Raw genomic sequence first — 16970 nt, 5'->3', positions numbered from 1 at the left:
CCAGGAGCCTCAATGTCGCGCAAGTCCGCCTACAAGCAAGCACTTTCCATCGGCACCGCCGTGGTGCTGGGGTTTGCGCTGTTTACGGGATCGCTCGATGGGGCGCCCAAGTTGCTGTCGCCGCAAAGTGATGAGCAGGCGGCGACTCTGGCCGAGAAGCAAAACGAGAGTCCCAGCCGTACCGACGACGAAGCGGACTTGGTCGCCCGGCTCGAATCGGGAACAGCGAGCTCCGAGGACTCCGGCAATGGCTCCGATTCCGTCGCAACCGACACCGGCGACGACGCTTCCACAGACAGCGCCGCCGCCCCCATCGACGAGGTAGAAAACCCCGACCTCAACCGCGCCCGCGGTGTTTATCTCAGCAGCATTCCAGACTACGCCGGCAACCCCTACGTTGCCCTTCGCGCCGACAGCACGCACCCGCTCGGCACGCCGTCATTCACACTCGATGAATACGATCGTGCCACCGAAGAGGGCTGCTTTAAGAAATTCTCCAAGCTCGACAGCCTGGGCCGCACTCGCAAGGCGCTCGCCTGCGTGGGCCCCGAATCGCTCGGTCAGGGCAAGCGCGGCGATATCTCGCGTATCCATCCTGCCGGTTGGCACCAGCAGCGCTACGACTTTATTCCAGGCCAGAGCCTCTACAACCGCTGCCACCTCATCGCCTGGTCACTCTGCGGCGAAAACGCCAACCGCAAGAATCTCCTCACCGGCACGCGCTATCTCAACGAGACGGGCATGCTGCCGTTTGAAGAGCAGATCCTCGACTACGTCCGCGACACGGGCAACCACGTGCTCTATCGCGTCACGCCTATGTACAACGAGGAGGAGCTCGTCTGTCGTGGCATTCGTCTGGAAGCACAATCGATCGAGGACCACGGCAAAACCCTGTGCTTCCACGTGTACTGCTACAACCTGCAGCCGCACGTGCAGATCGACTACGCCACCGGCCGCAACCAGGCATCCGGAGACTAGTGCCGACCGCGCCGCCCGTAACCCAAAAAATGATCCGTTTTCCTCCGTCCCCAAGGGATCAAATAAGGCCGCCCCGGTTACCCAGGGCGGCCTTTTCGTCAGCACCCACATTGCAGGCAAAACCACACGCTACTTAGCGCGGCCCTCCTCATAGCGCTCGACCAGCTTGGCCTGAACGTCATAAGGCACCTGCTCGTAGCCAGCGGGCTTCATGGTAAAGTCGCCCGTGCCGCGCGTGATAGAGCGCAGGCGCGTCGAGTAATCCGTCAGCTCGGCCAGCGGCGCCTGGGCAATGACCACGGTGTCGCCGCGCTCATCGGTCTCCATACCCGTCACGCGACCGCGCGAGGCCGAGATGTCGCCCATCACGGCGCCGGCGTAGCTCTCGGGAATAGTCACCGTGATTTCCTCGATGGGCTCCAGCACCACCGGGTCGGCATCGGCACATGCCTTGCGCAGGCCGATGCGAGCCGCCGCGCGGAACGCCATCTCGTTGGAGTCGACGCTGTGATACGAGCCGTCGTACACAGCCACGCGAATGCCCGTGAGCGGATAGCCGGCAATGATGCCGTCCTTCATGGTCTCCTGGACGCCCTTGTCCACGGCGGGGATCAGCGAGCGCGGAATGCGGCCGCCCACGACCTCGTCCACAAACTCATAGCCATCGCTCGTGCCGTCGGGCCCAATGAGCGGCTCCACGCGCAGCCAGCAGTCGCCGTACTGACCGGCGCCGCCGGTCTGCTTCTTGTGGCGGCCCTGGGCACTTGCCGTACGGCGAATGGTCTCGCGATACGGAATGCGGATCGGCACGCTCTTGGCCACGACCTTGGTGCGGTCCTCCAGACGGTTGAGCAGCACTGAAACCTGCGCCTCACCAACGGCGGAGATAATGGTCTGGCCGGTCTCCTCGTCGCGGTCGATGCTCATGGTCGGATCAGCCTTGCAGGCCTTCTCGATAAACGTGTAGAGCTTCTCTTCGTCGCCGCGATTCTCGGCCTCGATGGCGATACGATACTGCGAGTTGGGGAACTTAAACGCAGCAGCCTCGACTTTACCGGTAATGGAGAGCGTATCGCCCGTCTCGGCCGCCAGCTTGGGCGCCACGATGATGTCGCCGGCATAGGCGTGACCGACCTCGGTCATGTCGCGACCGCACATCACATACAGGTGAGCCAGACGGTCGCCCTTGCGCGTGCGCGCGTTGATCAGCTCAAGACCCGGCTCAAGCGTACCCGTCAGCACCTTGATAAAGCTGATGCGACCCTGCTGCGGATCGGCCAGCGTCTTAAACACAAACGCCACCGGACGGTCATCGTCACTCGAGATCTTAAGCGAATCGCCGTCGATGAGCGGCATCTCGCCGTAGTCGGTCGGCGCCGGGAAGTACGTCGCGATGTCGTCCATCAGCGAGTTGACGCCCTGCTCCTTAATGCAATCGCCCGCAAAGACCGGCACAAAGATGCGCTCGGCAATCGCCTTCGACAGCAGGCCTTCAAGCTCCTCCTGCGTCAGCGTCTCCTCGCCTTCCAAGTACTTCATCATCAGTTCGTCGTCGGCCTCGGCCACCAGCTCGCACAGATGGTCATGGGCCTCCTCGGCCTGGGCACGATACTCCTCGGGAATCTCCGACTCAACGGCCTCGGCGCCGTTGCAGTGGCGCGCCTTCATGCGCACCAGGTCGATGATGCCGTCAAAGTCCTCGCCTTCGCCCCAGGGAAGAGTCACGGCGCCCAGGCGCGTACCAAAGCGCTCCTGCAGCAGGTCCATTGTGGTCGCAAAGCTGGCCTCGGAGCGCGACAGGCGGTTTACGAACACCGCACGCGCCAGGCGCAGATCCTCGGCGGCATACCAGAGCTTAACCGTCGTAGGCTGCGGGCCGGCCTCGGCGTCGACCACAAACAGGGCCGTCTCGCAGACGCTCATCGCGGCAAAGGCGTCGCCGATAAAATCGGGGTAGCACGGGGCATCGAGCACATTGATACGAGCGCCCTTCCAGTCGATCGGCGCGATGGTCGTCGAGATGGAAAACGCACGCTTGACCTCTTCGGGGTCATAGTCGAGCGTGGGCTTGGTGCCGTCGTGGCCGCCCAGGCGGGCGGTCTTGCCGGAAAGGTGGAGCATGGCCTCGGCGAGTGAAGTCTTGCCCACCCCGCCTTGGCCTACGAGCACCACGTTCCTTACGTTACCGGTCTTGGGAGCACCCATGATGACCTCCTTGCAGGGCCGCGCGCAATGCGCGACGCCAACGGGGAGAGTTCGCGGTCGGTGCCGTCCCGGGAGCAGCATGGTCGGCAGCCGAGCCGACTCACCCTCCAAATGTCCTATGCCACCACCCTACCCTCACGGACGGCTGTCCATGCATACCTTTCGGCACACGTATGAATACAGGCGGCGAGAGGATGGGGCGAGCAGGCGAGAGGATTATTAAACCCCATCGATACAAATAAAAGCCGCCGCAGACCATAAGACCTGCGACGGCTTCATCTCAATATATAGTTGAGTCTAGCTCTCGATACGGCTCAAGAACTCACGGGTGCGCTGCTCACGCGGATGGTCGATAACCTGCTCGGCAGGACCCTCCTCGACAATGCGGCCGCCGTCCATAAAGACCACGCGGTCGGCAACATCGCGCGCAAACTGCATCGCATGGGTCACGATCACCATCGTCATATTCTGCGCGGCGAGGTCTTTAATGACGCGCAGCACCTCGGCCGTCAACTCGGGATCGAGCGCCGAGGTCGGCTCATCAAAGAACAAGATTTCCGGGTCGAGCGCCAGGGCGCGGGCAATACTCACGCGCTGCTGCTGGCCGCCCGAAAGCTCACATGGCACCTTGTTCTCATTGCCCGTAAGCCCCATCTGCGCGATCAACTCATGCGCACGCGCCTCCGCCTGCTCACGCGGGCGCTTGAGCACGCGAATCGGAGCATCGGTGATGTTTTTCATCACCGTATAGTGCGGGAACAGGTTGTAGTTCTGAAACACCAGACCAAAACGCGAACGCGCTTGCTTGGGAACATCTCCCTTCGCATAGACCGCACCCGATCCCGCATCCGCCGCAACCGCAAGGTCGCCAAACGAGAGCGAGCCACCATCGAGCGTCTCGAGCAGCGTGGCGCAGCGCAGCAGCGTGGACTTACCGCCGCCCGAAGGCCCGATAATCGCCACGACCTCACCGCGCTTGACTTCGAGTGAGATATCCTTGAGCACCTCATTGCCGCCAAACGCCTTACGCGCGCTTTCGATTTTCATCACTGAGTTAGTCATGATAATAGTCCAGCTTCTTTTCGGCGGCGCCCAGCAGCATCTCGACCACAAAGTTAAAGACCCAGTAAATCAGCGCCGCGATCGCAAACGGCACCATACTCACTTGCGAGGCAACCAGCGCCTTGGCCGTCGAGAACATCTCCCCCACACCGATGGCAAACGCCAGCGATGTGTCCTTGACCAGCGTGATGATCTCGTTGCCCATCGCCGGCAAAATGCGTTTGGCAACTTGCGGCATCACGATGTACAAAAATGTCTGCAGACGCGAGTAGCCCAGCACCTCGGCGGCCTCATATTGACCACGCGGAATCGACTGCAGGCCCGAGCGATAGATCTCGGCAAAGTAGCCGGCGTAGTTGATGATGAACGCCACAACGCACGCCGTCCACTTGGAATCGGGCGTGAGCGAGATGCCGAACACGTAGTACGGGGCGAAGTAGATGGCAAACATCTGTAGCATGAGCGGCGTGCCGCGCATGACCGAAATATAGATGCGCGCGATCCAGCGAAGCGGCGCAATTTTGCTCATGCGCATAAACGCCACGGGAATTCCCAGCGGAATCGACCCGAGCAACGTCAGCACAAACAGCTGCAAGCTGACCAAGAATCCCTGGCCAAGCATCTGCATCATGACCTGAATAGACAACCCAAGCTCTCTTTCACAGTAACGGAACAGCGAACCCAATGCTAAAGCGGGTTTTCCAGGTGCCCGAGTTTGCCGTGAAAGAGGAGCGCCGCGTACTAAATGTACGCAAGCGACGGTTTGAACGGCAAAATCGGGTGCCTGGGAAAGCCGCTATTTGAGCACCCAGTTGTCGAAGGAAAGACCATAGCTTGAATACTTGTCGCACAGGTCCTTGACCGTGCCGTCCTCATAGAGTGCCTTGAGCGACTCGGTCACGGCGTCGGCGGACTTGGTGTCGCCCTTCTTAAAGCCGACGGCGTAGTGCTCGCTGGACAGCGGCTCATCAAGCTGCGTATAAGCATCGGGCTTGGCGGCAAGCTGATACTGGGCAATCGAAAGGTCGCACGCCACGGCATCGACCGCGCCGCTCTCGAGCTGCATAAAGGCCGTGTTGTACTCGCCGATCGTGTCGAGCGTGGCAAACGTCGCCGCCAGATCCTTCTGGTCACCCTCGAGTACATCCTGCGCAGCGGAATCGGTCTGGGTAATCACGGTCTTGCCGGCAAGATCGTCCCAGCTCTTGATGCCCGCATCCTTCTTTACCACCAGCACCTGCTCGTTGAGCATGTACGGCTCGGAGAACGTGTAGTCGTCCTCGCGACCCTCCATGGTAAAGCCGTTCCAGATGCAGTTGATGGCACCGGAGTTGAGCAGCGTGTCCTTGGCATCCCAATCGATGGCCTCGTATTTGACCTCCCAGCCCTGCTTATCGGCAACAGCCTTGGCAAGATCAAGGTCAAAGCCGGTGTACTCGCCATCGTCGCCCACAAAGCCGTACGGAGGATAGGACTTATCAAAGCCCACCACGAGCTTCTTGGACTCCGCAGCGCCCTTCACATCCTTGGCCGCGGCAGAGCCAGCAGCGGAGCCCTTGCCAGCACCACCGCCGCAACCAACCAGGCCAAGGCCTAGAACCGTAGCGAGTGAGCCGGCTAGACCAACAAACTGACGACGAGACATATCGGTATTCATGGTATTCCCCCTTGATGGCACTTTAGTTAGGTAAAGTGAGTCATGTAACGTTCAGAATCATACACTCTACCTAGATAAAGTACAAGGGAGGGTTTGCCCGGCGCGGGCGGGGAGCGGCGCGGAATTAAGTTTCCTGCTCTACAGTCCTGCGCAAGACGGAAAGCACATTAAGTGCTTTCCTTTGCGTGCGGAACTCGCGATAAACTTAATTACGCGCCGCTCCCCGCCCACGCCGGGCAAACGTCGTTGGACTTATCACTGACACGATTAAACCGCTTGTATATCGTCTGCTGGCTTGGCACGGTACAATACTTGCAGCTTTAATTCATGAATTAGTGGGGTTATTGATGGCAGAATCTCGTGCGGAACGTAGGGCTCGTCGTGCTTTGATGGAGGCGACTGAGGGGTCGAAGGAGGAGAAATCTTCTACGAGATCCAAGTCTTCTAAAGCTGCAAAAAGCAAATCGACTAAGAGCAGGGCTAAGGCCAAGCGTTCTGGCTCTCGTCGAGGCGAGGATAAGGCATCTCAGACTCGCTCCAAGCGCTCGCATAAAGATCCGGCTTCGTCTGCGCGTAAGGCCGTGGACCCCAAGTCCCCCTGTTCGATCATGAAAGCTTGCGGTGGGTGCACGGCGCTCAATCGTCCTTATAAGAAGCAGCTCGCCGCCAAGCAGGCTGCCATGGAGGAGCTTTTTGCTTCGCTTTGTGAGCGTGAGGGCATTGCTGTAGATCCTATTCGTGGCATGGGTGTCACCCTGGGCGACCCGGGCAAATATCCTGCGCCGCGCGGTTTTCGCCATAAGGCCGCCACTCCCTTTGCCCCCGGCAAAGAGGGCACTGTCCGTTGCGGTTTCTTTGAGCGCGGCACGCACAAGATCGTTGCCGTACCCGAATGCCCCGTCGAGGCACCAGGCGCCCGTCAGATTCTCAACGGCATCGCACGCGAAGCTGAGCGGTTGCATATTCCCGCCTTTAATGAGGACAAGCATCTTGGTTTGCTTCGCTATGCCGTCGTCCGCTGCGGTTGGCGTACCGACCAGGTCATGGTCACGCTCGTGACCGCTCAGCGTGACTTGCCGCATGCGCAGGAGTTCTTTGAGGCTGTCGCCGCACTCGATCCGCGCATCGTCACCGTCGCCCAAAACATCAACGGACGCCCCGGCAACGCCATCCTCGGCGAGGAAACCCGCATCGCGCATGGCGCCGAATGCATGCGCGACCAGCTGCTCGGCTGCGAATTCGACATCTCCCCCACCGCGTTTTATCAGACCAACCCGCAACAGACCGAGCTGCTCTATCAGCTCGCTATCGACGGCATGGATTTGCACCAGGGCGATGTGCTCATGGATGCCTACTGTGGCGGCGGTACCATCGGTCTTTGCGCAGCTAAAGATGCCCAGAACAAGGGTATCGGCATTATGCTGCTCGGCGTGGAGCGCAACCCGGCGGGCATTGCCGACGCACGTCGCAATGCCGAGCTCAACGGCCTCACCCGCAGCGCTTGGTTTATGGCCGACGACGCCACCGATTACATCCTGGATGCCGCCGATAACAACGAGCGGGTCGATGTCCTTTCCATCGATCCGCCGCGCGCCGGCTCCACGCCCGAGTTCCTCGAAGCTGCCTGCGCGCTTAAGCCGCGCCGCATCACCTATATCAGCTGCAACCCCGTGACTCAAGAGCGCGACCTGCATCAGCTCCTCGACGGAGGCTATCGCCTGCTCAAGATCACGCCGGTCGACATGTTCCCTCACACCGACCACACCGAAACCGTAGCGGTCCTCGAACGCCGCTAATCCACCGGCACAAGCGAGGGGGGGGCGGCCCAGGCGGGCCGCCCCCCTCGCTTGGTTTATAAATTCCGCTACATCCCCTTGCGCAGGTCGCACACGCCGGCTGCCGCCATCTCGCGTAGCAGCGTCTCGCGGTCGCGCGTCACGATCAAATCCAGCGGGAAGTGAATCTCGTCGAGCATCTTGCGCGCGTGATCGAGCTTGCCAATGGCCATGCCAATGTGGGCATCGGTCGACACGCCAATGCCCACGCCCAGTTCGGCACAGCGCTCGGCGATCTTGCGGCATACGGCCCAATGCTCAGTGTCGACACCGTGTTCAAGACTATGGTTGTTGATCTCGATAATCTTGTGCTTGGCCTTAGCCGCCAACAGCACCTCGTCGATATCGAACGGCACGCCCGAGCGCCCTGTGTGGCCCAGCATGAACACCTTGGGGTGCTCCAGGGCATTGATGTACATCTGGGTCGTTTGGGCGAGCGTCGCGCCTTCGGCAAACTGCGGGTTATGCACGCTTGCCACCAAATAATCCAAATTACGCGTCACCAAATCGAACAGCGAATGCTCACGACTATACGAATCGCCGGCGATATCGAGCGAAACGGGAATGTCTTCGCCAAACAAGCTGCCGTCCAGCGAAACGATATCAGCCTCGGCACCACGCAGCACCAGCACGCCGCTCCAAATGCGCGGCCAGATATCCTGGTTAATAAAGAATTGGAAACTGCGCAGGTCATTGGGACAAGGCGTAACCATCGAGCTTAAATGATCGGCGGAACCGAGCACCTGAAGGCCGCGCTCCGCCGCCCAATAGATGTTCTCCTCGATGGTTGAGTACGCATGCGCAGAGAACATCGTATGAGTATGAATATCACAAGAAAGAAGGTAGGGCATCGGGTCTCCTTGTCCAGTATGGCCGTCGCGTATATTCATTGTACGCATAGCTTTCGGCAGTCGTAAAACTGCTTCATCCCAATCACACAACGGCATAGACAACGGGGTCTGGCTTAAAACCAAACCCCGTTTCACGTAAAACATTGTAAGCAGAGCGCTTTACTTTCGACGATATTCGTCGGCCAGCTGCTTCCAGGCAGGCAGCGAGTTGACGATTGTCTCATAGCTCACGCAGTAGCCCAGGCGGAACCAGCCCGGCACGCCAAAGCTATCCGAAGGCACCGCGAGCAGCTCATACTTCTTCGCGCGCTCACAGAACGCATTCGCATCGGACTCCAGCGCTTTCACCCATAGGTAGAACGCGCCATCCGGCTCAACATAGGTGTAGCCGTACTCCGCTAGTGCATCGGTAAGCGCGGTGCGGTTGCGAGCATAGGCCTCGACATCGCTCGGTTCATCAATGCAGTCGATGATTACACGCTGGAAGAGCGCCGGTGCACACACGAAGCCCAGCGTACGGGCGGCACCGGCAACGGCGGGCATTAGACGAGCTGCCTGAGGATTCGTATTGGGAACCAGGATCCACCCGACGCGCTCGCCCGGTAGCGAAAGCGACTTGGAATACGAGTAGCACACGATGGTGTGCTCGTAGATCGAAGGCACCCAAGGCACCTCGGCGCCATAGACAATCTCGCGATACGGCTCATCAGAGATGAGCATAATCGGATTCTCGGGATCGCGCTGAGCGTTGGCCTCGCGCAGAACATTGGCCAGTCGCGTCAGCGTGTCGCATGTATACACGGCACCGGTCGGATTGTTGGGCGAGTCGATGATGACGGCAGCCGTCTTATCAGTAATCGCCTTGAGCACGTTACTCACGCTCAGCTGGAACGTATCTTCATCGGCGAGCGCCTCAACACACGTGCAGCCGGCCTTCTCAATCCACACGCGATACTCCGGAAAGTACGGGGCGATAACAACAACCTCATCGCCCGGGTTCGTAACGGCATTGAGCGTGCAGGTGAGCGAAGCCGCGGCACCCACCGTCATAAAGACGTCCTTGCCCTCATAGCTCGTGCCAAAGCGACGGTTGAGCGAGTCGGCGACGGCTGCTCGACATTGCGGCAGACCCGGCGCAGGCGTGTATCCATGCAGCTGGTCGCTCGGCAGCTCCAAGGCCTTCTTAATGGACTCAGCCACGGCGGCAGGTGCCGGAACGCTCGGGTTACCCAGCGAAAAATCGAATACGTTCTCCGCGCCGATCTGTGCCTTGCGCTCAAGGCCATAGCTAAAGATCTCACGGATGATGGAGCTTTCCGCACCGCGAGCATACATAGTTTCATTGATCATCTGTTCCCCTTTCGCATAGGCGCTATTGTACGCTTTAGCCAACTAGAGCGCCACAATGTTGATTGGGGACAGACTTAAATGCGTGAAAACGCTCATTTAAGTCTGTCCCCAATCAACGAAGAAAAAGCCTCCGCAGGTTTCCCCGCGGAGGCTTTCGCTACAAAGGCTATTTGTCGGCGTCGGCATCGACGACGGCATGGTCATCATCAGCATCATCGGATGCGGCTTCGGCATCCTCCTGCATGGCCGCCTGCGCAAAGGCCGCGGCATCAGCCGCCAGTTCCTCCTCGCTCATACGAGGCGCGCGCTTCTTGGTCGGCATGCCGGCCGCCTTGGCATTGCGCTCCTCCTTGGCCGCCAGGATATCGCCCTCGCGCTCAAGGTAGGCGTCCCACTCGTTATCGAGCAGGGCATTCACGGCATCGCCCTCGACAGTCTCGCGCTCAAGCAGCACCTTCGCCATCAGATCGAGCTGATCGCGACGGGCGTCCAGGATCTCGACCGCACGACGATGGGCCTCACGCATAATGCGCTGAACCTCGATATCGATGCGGCGCGCCGTCTCCTCGGAATAATCCTGGTGATCGGCGTAATCGCGACCAAGGAACACCTGATGCTGCGCCTCGCCAAACACTTGCGTACCCAGCTCCTCGCTCATGCCCAGACGCGTAACCATCTCGCGCGCCATCTTGGTCGCACGCTCCAGGTCGTTGCTTGCGCCCGACGTGATGTCATCGCACATGAGCTCCTCGGCAACGCGACCGCCCAAGAACACGGCGAGCTCGTCGAGCATCTCGTTCTTGGTCTTGAGGAAGTGGTCCTCCTGCGGAAGCTGCAGCGTGTAGCCCAGAGCCTGACCGCGGCTGACGATCGAGATCTTGTGGACCGGATCGGAGTGCTCCAGGATGTGGCCCACCAGGGCGTGACCGCTCTCGTGGTAGGCAATCGTGGTGCGCTCGACCTCGGTCATCACGCGACCCTTGCGCTGCGGTCCGGCAATCACGCGCTCCATCGATTCCTCGACCTCGTCCATCGAGATCACGGAACGATGACGGCGAGCGGCCAGCAACGCAGACTCGTTGAGCAGGTTCGCCAAATCGGCACCAGTAAAGCCAACGGTCATCTGGGCGAGCTTCTCAAACTTAACGTCCTCGTCCATCGGCTTGTTCTCGGCATGCACGCGCAAGATCCGCTCGCGGCCCTTCACATCCGGACGGTCGACCGTAACCTGACGGTCAAAACGGCCGGGACGCAGCAATGCCGGATCCAAGATGTCAGGACGGTTGGTCGCAGCGATCAGGATGACCGACTCGCTTTCCTCAAAGCCGTCCATCTCGACCAGCAGCTGGTTGAGCGTCTGCTCGCGCTCGTCGTGACCGCCGCCCAAGCCGGCTCCGCGCTGACGTCCCACGGCATCGATCTCATCGATGAAGATGATCGACGGGGCCTGGGACTTGGCCTCCTTAAAGAGGTCACGCACACGGCTGGCGCCGACACCTACGAACATCTCGACAAAGTCGGAACCCGAGATGCTAAAGAACGGCACACCCGCCTCGCCGGCAACGGCCTTGGCCAGCAGCGTTTTACCGGTGCCCGGAGGGCCAACCAGCAACACGCCACGCGGGATCTTGGCGCCCAGCTTGCGATAGCGATCCGGATCGCTCAAAAAGTCACGGATCTCCTCGAGCTCCTCGACTGCCTCGTCCACGCCGGCAACGTCTTCAAACTTGACCTTGGGGCGTGTGGCCTCGTTGGTCTTGGCGTTAGTCTTGCCAAACTGCATGTTCCTGTTGTTGGCGCCCATCATCTGGCGCATAAAGTAGAACATGATGGCGATCAGGGCGATCGTCGGAAGCACGCTCATCGCCAGGTCGCCCCAAAAATCGGGGTCATTGGTGTTGACGATGTACTTGGTATCGGGGTGCTCCGCCATAAGCTCGGCAAGCGAATCGGAGCCGACATAGGTCGAGGAGAAGCTCTTGAGCTCGCTCGTATCGCCCTTGTCCTTTTTTGTCTTCCAGTAATGACCCGCCACGCTTCCGTCTTGAACCGTATAGGTCAAATCTTCGACACGGTCCTGCTTAATGGCGTTGACCATCTCGCTCGTCGCGAGCTTAACGGTATTGCTGGAGTTGGCAAAGCCGGAGCCCATGTTAAAGAAGGCGTAGCCCAGAAGCGCGCAAGCCAAAATAAAATACAGCCAGCCCGTACGCGTGGGCTTCTTGCCTCCGGGCATCCCCGGGATCTTAGGCTCCCGGGGAGTCTGGGAATTGTTATCGTTACGGTCATCGGGCATCTTACGAATAAACCTCCGGTTTCAAAATGCCCAGATACGGAAGGTTACGATAGCGCTCGGCATAGTCGAGGCCGTAGCCCACCACAAAGGCATCGGGGCAATGGGTTCCAACATACTTGGGCGTGACGGCCGAGGTACGGTCCTCAACGTCCTTCCACAGGAAGGCGGCGACCTCCAGCGAGGCGGGCTTGCGGCTCTCGAGGTTCTTCATCAGATACTTGAGCGTCAGGCCCGAGTCCAGAATGTCCTCGACGATCAGCACGTCGCGACCGCGGATGTCGATATCCAGGTCCTTAATGATACGCACGATGCCCGAGGACTTCACACCGTCGCCATAGCTCGAAACAGCCATGAAATCGATGTTGGTCGGCAGCTCGATCTTGCGCATCAGGTCGCCCATAAAGACCACGGCGCCGCGCAAGACCGCAATCAGCACCAGATCCTTACCCGCGTAGTCGCGAGTAATCTGCTCGCCTAGGCGAGAGACGATACCGTCGATATCCTCCTGCGTAAACAGAACCTTCTCGATATCCGGATGTTGAGAAGCCATGACAACCCTTTCTTGTGCTTATCGCCCACACACCGCCGTATGGACGCGAACTTCACATTCTAGCAGCGCACGGGGTATATTTTCCAGCCCGTACGCCATCAGCGCGGGAATACCGTCAACGTCGCACAGAATAGCTGGCGTGGGACGCTACTCCGCATCGACCACACGAAGCAGATATGCCACGCGCGTTGCGGCCGTGCATTTAAAACGCTCGTCCGTGCGAACGCCTGCGACCCATACCACGGCACCTCCCGGAGCCGTTCTCACCACAGGAACGCCTGCGCGCTCAGAAACGGGAATACGAGCCTCGTTGAGCAGGTCGGATACCTTCTTACTTCGCCCACTCATGCCCAACGGACACATCACATCCCCCGGCGCGGGACCGTCTACCCACAGACGCGCCAAACGCGCCTCGGCGGGAATCTCCCCGCACGAGCCGGCGAGCATCCGTTCGCTATCGCGATCGGCAAAGCCCAGCGTCGCAGCATCCACCATCGCGGCCGCCCCTCCGGCACCCGCGAGTTCGCGGGCACGGCGCACAATATCACACCCCGGCTCGACGGCCATCGGCTCTGCCACCAGAACGCGGCCCGCCCCCAGCGGCAATCGACCGGGAATGGTGACCCAATCGGCAACTAACCCCTCGCGCGCCGCCGGAGCCTTGAATGACAGCATGCCAAACTCCACGCGCGCATCGATTCCCGCCGGCAGCGTGACCGAACCCGAGCCTTCGGCGACACAGGCGAGCACGCGCTCCACATGCCGCATCTCCGGGCGAGCGTCGGGGTCGATACGCTTAATTGCCAGTCGCACCATGCGCCGAGCAATCACCACCTCGGCCGCGGCCAGTCGGCGAGCGTCAAGAACCAGTGCACCCGCCGCCTCCTTACGCAGGCAGCTTCGAAACGACTGTGCGGAAAGCTGGGAAAGAAAGGCGTCCTCATCGCCCAAGATCTCGCAGGCGGCGCCAATCGTCTTACAGACACTCGCGTTGCGCTGCGCCACCACCGGCATCACTCGATGGCGCACATAGTTACGCAAGTACGACACGTCCTCGTTGCTCTCGTCCTCTCGCCACGGCTGACCATGCACCTGCAAATAGCCCACGAGCTCATCATGAGTCAGGTCGAGCAGGGGACGCACCACGATATTCCTCCGGCGAGGAATGCTCGATAGGCCAGCGGGCCCCGAACCCTTAATCGCGTTCATCAAAAACGTTTCAGCGCGATCCGAAGACGTGTGCGCAGTGCAGATACGAGCCGCCGTTCGCGGTGCCCCCGTCTGGGCGCAGAGCTCGCGAACATACCTCCGCGCCGCGGCATAGCGCACCTCGCGGGCAGCCGCCTCGATATTGCCCGATTCATCATCAAAATAGGCATGCTCAACACACAGCGGCAAGCCATATTGTGCGCATAGGCCGCGCACAAAGGCCTCGTCGCCATCGGATGCCTCGCCGCGCAGATGATGGTTCACATGCAGCACGTGCAGTCGCTCGCGCGCGATGGGGGCCACACCACGCCCATCCAGAATATCCAACTTTGATGTGCATGCCATAAGGAGCAATGCCGTCGAGTCCGCACCACCTGATACCATGAGCACCACGGGGGCAGCCGTCTGCCGCGTTGCCAGGGCCCTATCATCAGCCCACGATGCAGCATGGTGTCCATAATGCTGAGATACCGTTGGCATTTGCTTCCTCCTCTATTCGTTCGCACCCATTGTATCCTTTGGAATATTATGTCTCGTCTGCACCTTCATATCCTTGGCAGCGGCTCAAAAGGCAACTGCGCGCTCATCGAAGGCCCCCGAGGGCTCATCATGATTGACGACGGTCTTTCTCGCCGCGAGACATTAAAGCGCATGGCAGAACTGGGGCTCTCGGCAGATAACGTCTCGGCTCTTCTCATCACTCATGAGCACAGCGACCACATCAAAGGTCTCGAAGTCTGGTGCAAGCACTGGCACGGCCCCCTCTATGCCAGCAGGGGCACACTTTCGAGCAAAGAAAATCTTTCGTATCTGTCTGTCGAGGAGTTCGATCCCGGTGACACCCTATCCATTGCCGGCATCCACGTGCAAACCTACTCAACATCACACGATGTCATCAATCCTGTCGGCTATCGATTTAATGCTCTCGATGATTCCATTGGGTTTGCCACCGACACCGGAGAGTTATCGAGCAAGGCCGTAGGCATCCTCAAAGACTGTCGAGTTCTCGCGCTCGAAAGTAACCACGATGTAACTATGTTGCGCGAAGGACCGTACCCACGCTTTCTTCAGGAGCGCATCCTGTCCACAAAGGGGCACCTCTCCAACAACCAGGCCGCCGAAGCCGCGCGAGAACTTGTTACCGATCGCACCGAACAGCTCATCGCCATGCATATCAGCCAGGACAATAATCGTCCAAGCCTTACCGTCAAAAGCTATGCCAACGCGCTTGATGCAAGTCTCGATGATGAACTCGGCAGCTCAGCCACCTGTTTTCAAGGGCCACGGAAGCTCTCGATACGCCCTGCAAGTCAGTATCAACCGACAACTATTCAATAGCCCACTCAAGACAACAAAAGGGGGCTGGGAATCACTTCCCAGCCCCCTTAATTCATACTCTCGATTGAAGCAGAGCCATCGTTAGTCGATAGAAATCTTCGTGACGTTCTTCTTCTCGACAATCTTGGGAACCGTAACGGTCAGGATGCCGTCAGCATACTTAGCCGAAAGGCCCTCGCTCGAAGCGTCCTTCAGATACACGCCGCGCGTCGCGCTGTACGAGCCGAACTCCTTCTGGAGGAAGTTCTTGCCCTCGTTTTCTGCGCTCTCCTCGACGTTCACACTGATCGACAGGCGACCCTCATTGAGCTCGACGTCGATGTCATCCTTGGCGACACCGGTAAGATACGCCTTGACCTCGTAGCCATCGCCCTTGTCCTCAACGTCAACGGGGAACGCCTTGGAGGCAATCGAGCTATTCGCCAGGTCGGTCATGTCATCAAACAAATCGAACAGCGAACTTGCAGAAGGACGGACGCCAAAAACCGAACGATAAGGAACCATGCTTGCCATGTTTACCACTCCTTGTAAGGACTGCCGAGTCATCTTCTAGGTGACTGGGACTTCTTTTGACGCTGTTATATATGCCCAGCCGCTTCTTATATATACATCGACTATAAAGTTTTTTGAGTCTATTTATATAAGCATATCTAAGTCTGGTTGACTAAGGTTTTGTCTAATAAACGGAATTTGAACGTAGGCTTAAATAATGTATGCAATCCCATCAAAACTAGACGGCTGGCTTACAATGGGCGCATACACGATATTGATGACGAACTAAGGGCATCATGGACGATCAAAAACAGGACAACACGTTTATGCCGGAGCAGGACGAAGCATCCAGCCCGCAACCGATTCGATTCCATCGCCCCCACATCTCGCAAGAGCCTATCAATGACCCAGAGCCCAAATATGTGACAAGAAACCGATATCAAACACTCGAAGAAGCGCAAACGGGGCGCAAACATATGGGCGTCGCCTCGGGAGACCCTGTATATCTGAAAGACGCACCATTATCTAAAAACAGCGCAGCTAGTGATGAGCCGATGAAAGCATCCGCCGCTCATCAACAAAGAGGGCCTCGACCCAAGCAAACCTTGACGCATTCGGCTCGCTATCTCGAAACGCCAAAACAGGGAAAGTCAATCTTCGTTTCGTCAAGTAAACGACGCAAGCAGCATCAGCTGACAATCCTGCTTATGATCATTGCGGCCATAGCAGTTGCCCTTGTTATACGATTTATTTTCTTTAAATAAAGGCTCAATACCGAAAACAACAAGATCGTCTGGTGTAATTGAGTCATTTACACCCCGTAAACGCAAAAAAAGGGGGAGGCCGCGAGGCCTCCCCCTTCTTCAATCTCGATGACGGCTCGGTGCCGTCCACCGGTCAGCGGCGCCCTGGCCTCCCACGGGCTGGCCCCGCAGTACTCTCGGCGCGATGGGGCTTAGCTTCCGGGTTCGGAACGGGACCGGGCGTGCCCCCCATGCTCTGGCCGCTGACCGGTGGGCGGCGCCCACCGTTACGGTGTCCGGTGTCTACTCACGTGCCCTGGGGGCCGCATGGCGCATAGGAAAGGTGACTCGGGGGCATCCTCGTGCCCGGACCGCGCGCATGAGCGCTCAGTCCCGCGGGCCGC

General features: G+C 59.1%; 14 protein-coding genes and 1 rRNA gene. 4 read left to right on the top strand and 11 right to left on the bottom strand.

Translation table 11 applies throughout. The annotated features are described in order from the left end of the window. The first annotated feature begins 12 nt into the window (after nt 1-12). Nucleotides 13-978, top strand: coding sequence for a DNA/RNA non-specific endonuclease (locus DXB53_RS00680; protein ID WP_117582931.1), 966 nt, complete (start codon nt 13-15; stop codon nt 976-978). A 129-nt stretch (nt 979-1107) separates the two neighbouring features. Here the strand turns inward: DXB53_RS00680 and DXB53_RS00675 are convergent, their stop codons facing one another. The 4 genes from DXB53_RS00675 to DXB53_RS00660 form a co-directional block, all read right to left on the bottom strand. Then, nucleotides 1108-3183, bottom strand: a complete 2076-nt coding sequence (locus DXB53_RS00675) for a translation factor GTPase family protein (RefSeq protein ID WP_117582930.1) — start codon at nt 3181-3183, stop codon at nt 1108-1110. 297 nt (nt 3184-3480) lie between these two features. Continuing rightward, a complete protein-coding gene (locus DXB53_RS00670; protein WP_117582929.1) occupies nt 3481-4245 on the bottom strand; it encodes an amino acid ABC transporter ATP-binding protein in 765 nt (254 codons plus the stop codon). Next, nucleotides 4238-4891, bottom strand: a complete 654-nt coding sequence (locus tag DXB53_RS00665) for an amino acid ABC transporter permease (protein WP_099432382.1) — start codon at nt 4889-4891, stop codon at nt 4238-4240. Before DXB53_RS00665 ends, DXB53_RS00670 begins: the two co-directional genes overlap by 8 nt. 150 nt (nt 4892-5041) lie before the next feature. Continuing rightward, nucleotides 5042-5902 carry a transporter substrate-binding domain-containing protein gene (locus DXB53_RS00660; protein WP_099432383.1) on the bottom strand — a complete coding sequence of 287 codons (861 nt, stop codon included), beginning with the start codon at nt 5900-5902 and terminating at the stop codon, nt 5042-5044. Between the two features lie 347 nt (nt 5903-6249). Here DXB53_RS00660 and rlmD point away from each other — a divergent pair, with 347 nt between their 5' ends. Then, nucleotides 6250-7698, top strand: coding sequence for a 23S rRNA (uracil(1939)-C(5))-methyltransferase RlmD (rlmD, locus tag DXB53_RS00655; protein WP_117582928.1), 1449 nt, complete (start codon nt 6250-6252; stop codon nt 7696-7698). A 68-nt stretch (nt 7699-7766) separates the two neighbouring features. On the opposite strand, the gene DXB53_RS00650 is transcribed toward rlmD, so the two are convergent. The 5 genes from DXB53_RS00650 to tilS form a co-directional block, all read right to left on the bottom strand. Then, on the bottom strand, nt 7767-8588 hold the full coding sequence (locus tag DXB53_RS00650; protein WP_117582927.1) for a phosphatase: 822 nt from the start codon (nt 8586-8588) through the stop codon (nt 7767-7769). Between the two features lie 159 nt (nt 8589-8747). Further along, nucleotides 8748-9938, bottom strand: coding sequence for a pyridoxal phosphate-dependent aminotransferase (locus DXB53_RS00645; protein ID WP_117582926.1), 1191 nt, complete (start codon nt 9936-9938; stop codon nt 8748-8750). Between the two features lie 166 nt (nt 9939-10104). After that, nucleotides 10105-12174: an ATP-dependent zinc metalloprotease FtsH gene (gene ftsH, locus DXB53_RS00640; protein WP_233503768.1), complete on the bottom strand. Its 2070-nt coding sequence runs from the start codon at nt 12172-12174 to the stop codon at nt 10105-10107. A 61-nt stretch (nt 12175-12235) separates the two neighbouring features. Continuing rightward, nucleotides 12236-12784, bottom strand: a complete 549-nt coding sequence (hpt, locus tag DXB53_RS00635) for a hypoxanthine phosphoribosyltransferase (protein WP_055251779.1) — start codon at nt 12782-12784, stop codon at nt 12236-12238. Nucleotides 12785-12931: 147 nt separating this feature from the next. Beyond that, nucleotides 12932-14473, bottom strand: coding sequence for a tRNA lysidine(34) synthetase TilS (tilS, locus tag DXB53_RS00630; RefSeq protein ID WP_199409651.1), 1542 nt, complete (start codon nt 14471-14473; stop codon nt 12932-12934). 48 nt (nt 14474-14521) lie between these two features. Between tilS and DXB53_RS00625 the strand changes: the two genes are divergently transcribed. Beyond that, a complete protein-coding gene (locus tag DXB53_RS00625) occupies nt 14522-15331 on the top strand; it encodes an MBL fold metallo-hydrolase (protein WP_199409648.1) in 810 nt (269 codons plus the stop codon). 81 nt (nt 15332-15412) lie between these two features. Here DXB53_RS00625 and DXB53_RS00620 read toward each other — a convergent pair whose 3' ends face one another. Beyond that, the gene (locus tag DXB53_RS00620) at nt 15413-15844 is read right to left on the bottom strand and encodes an Hsp20/alpha crystallin family protein (RefSeq protein WP_099432389.1); all 432 of its coding nucleotides are present in this window, start codon (nt 15842-15844) and stop codon (nt 15413-15415) included. Nucleotides 15845-16119: 275 nt separating this feature from the next. On the opposite strand from DXB53_RS00620, the gene DXB53_RS00615 reads away from it, so the two are divergent. After that, entirely contained in the window at nt 16120-16587 is a 468-nt protein-coding gene (locus DXB53_RS00615) for a hypothetical protein (protein WP_117582923.1), read from the top strand. 131 nt (nt 16588-16718) lie between these two features. Here DXB53_RS00615 and rrf read toward each other — a convergent pair. Next, nucleotides 16719-16834 (bottom strand): 5S ribosomal RNA (gene rrf / locus DXB53_RS00610). Nucleotides 16835-16970 lie beyond the last annotated feature (136 nt).

The sequence above is a fragment of the Collinsella sp. OM04-5 genome (assembly GCF_003439125.1).
In the GTDB taxonomy this organism is placed as follows: Bacteria; Actinomycetota; Coriobacteriia; order Coriobacteriales; family Coriobacteriaceae; genus Collinsella.
Note: the sequence above shows the minus strand (reverse complement) of the source record. Positions and strands in the feature narration are given on the sequence as shown.